This window comes from Endozoicomonas sp. YOMI1, from assembly GCF_024606345.1.
Taxonomy (GTDB): Bacteria; Pseudomonadota; Gammaproteobacteria; order Pseudomonadales; family Endozoicomonadaceae; genus Endozoicomonas.
This window is the reverse complement of the sequence record NZ_JAHHPM010000558.1, coordinates 1-2,136: the sequence shown is the minus strand read 5'-3', so window position 1 is coordinate 2,136 and position 2,136 is coordinate 1. Positions and strand designations below refer to the sequence as shown.

The 2,136-nt window shown below is 41.8% G+C and carries 2 protein-coding genes; one reads left to right on the top strand and one right to left on the bottom strand.

The genetic code is table 11. From position 1 onward, the window contains the following. Window positions 1-45: 45 nt before the first annotated feature. A complete protein-coding gene (locus KDK15_RS19665) occupies window positions 46-1,599 on the top strand; it encodes a transposase (RefSeq protein WP_257297094.1) in 1,554 nt (517 codons plus the stop codon). Between the two features lie 131 nt (window positions 1,600-1,730). Here the strand turns inward: KDK15_RS19665 and KDK15_RS19660 are convergent. Continuing rightward, window positions 1,731-2,136: hypothetical protein (locus KDK15_RS19660; protein ID WP_257297093.1), on the bottom strand; the 406-nt coding region annotated here is incomplete at its 5' end.

The following is a 2,136-nucleotide window of genomic DNA, read 5'->3' as shown; positions in this document are numbered from 1 at the left end:
AAGTTTCGACTAAACTGTAATCCCATCTAAACAGAGGGATTCAGGATGGTTTTACCCCCCAAGCCAATTCACCCAGAGGGTGAGTCAAAAGAACTCAGCAAGCCACTGTCATCCGCTACCATTGAGGTCGATACATTTGATGGAAAAATACATGTTGAATGGGAACCCGGCGCATCCGTAACCCCAATGGGCCAGTTAGCTTTTTTTATTCAGTTTCTCAAAACTGGATGCCGCTTTGAGCCTTGGGTTGAAGATTGCCCATTAGTCTATAAAAGCAACAATGCACCCAAAAAAACTGACGTTCTTGGCTCTTTTCTACTCTCAATACTTTCAGGGCATAAGCGTTATGCCCATATTGCAACATTAATCGGTGACGGTGTTAATTCGAAATTATTGGGCATGAAAAAGGTAGTTAGTGATGATTCAGCCCGAAAAGCACTTCTTAAAATTGAGGAAGAAGAAGGTGTTGAGTGGTTGCAGGAACATTTGCAACAATGCTACGAACCCTTATTAAGAATTCCCTGGATAATGGATGTAGATGTAACAATAAAAACAATTTATGGAAATCAGGAAGGAGCAGTCGTAGGTTATAATCCGCATAAACGCGGCCGACCCTGCCACACGTATCATACATACATGATGGCTAATTTAAAGCTGGTTCTTGAAGTTGAGGTTCAGCCGGGTAATCAGGGGAATAGCGCTCATTCCTTACCGGGTTTAATTAGTTTATTAAAACGTTTGCCAAAAGAGTGCTGGCCTGAATTTGTCAGGGGAGATTGTGATTGGGGCAGCGATCGGGTAATGACAGAATTGGAGCAAATCGGATGTGCTTATTTGTTCAAAATCAAAAAAACCGTCAACGTCAAAAAAACCATACACCATGCGCACTGTAGCGGAGGCTGGACCCGCTACAACAACCATTGGGAAGGCAAAGAATCTACATTAAAACTGTCAGGATGGACAAAAGAAAGACGTATAATTATTGTTCGCAGAAGGCTGCCAGACAATGAACTTTTATTACTGGAAAAAAAGAGTAAAAAGGGACAAAAAGAATTGGCTTTTATAGAAAACCCAGAAAATATAAAGTTATTCGAATACTCGGTATTAGTAACAAGCCTTGAAAATGATGTTGTTTCTATTATTGACCATTACAGAGACCGTGCTGATTGTGAAAACAACTTTGATGAAATTAAGAACCAATGGGGTTGGGGAGGATATACAACTCAAGACTTAAAGCGTTGTCGTTTTATCTCAAGAATGGTTGCCTTAATCTACAATTGGTGGACTTTGTATGTCAGATTGAGCAATCCGGATTCACACAGAGAATCAATAACCAGTCGGCCGTTATTAATGAGTGCAATTGGAAAGCTGACTGCAAGTGGGCGCCAGAAAAAGATAAGCATTACTAGCCAACACAATCTAATGAAAAAAATACAAGAATTACAGACAAATCTTTGTGATTTCTTTGATTCAATTAAGGCGATTGCGCCGCAGTTAAAACCTGTAGATGCATGGTGTCGCATACTTACCCGAGCGGTGAGGAAATTTTTAAAAAAAGGGCAAATTATTGCCCCATTTCCGGTAATCAATACCAGTTAACCAAGTATTTAAATTGGATTTTTATGTTAAAAACTGCCTCATCCTGACGTGGTTCAGAAGCGCTCGACTGATGAATTTAGGTTCAACGAGATGAACTTCAAGCCCCGACTTCTTGGGAAATTGGGACTATTTCAGGAATGGGGAGAAATAGAGGATGAGTCAAGCCCATTTTTTGCTTTATTTGACTCTCTTATAAAGGCGGCAGCTTGCTTACCAGCGATTTGTGCTTGTTCTTTATTACCGGTATTTTTGCAAACTTCATTGACTGCCTTCATGTAAGCTTTCCCTTTCTCGGACTGTCTCCAGGCTCGTCTGACAGCCTGACCTCTCTCGGATTGTGCGTAAGCCTTCTGGTAAGCCTTCTGGTAAGCCTTCCGTTTCTCGGTCTTCGAGTAAGCCTTGTGGTAAGCCTTCTGGTAAGCCTTCTGTTTCTCGGACCGTTGGTAAGCTTTTCGGGCAGCCTTCTGTTTCTCGGTCTTCCGGTAAGCCTTCTGGTAAGCCCTCAGGTAAGCCTTTCGTTTCTCGGTCTTTGCGTAA

Bases quoted from the DNA above. Each gene is read 5' to 3' on its own strand.
- KDK15_RS19665 (WP_257297094.1), top strand. From the start codon at position 46: ATGGTTTTACCCCCCAAGCCAATTCACCCAGAGGGTGAGTCAAAAGAA.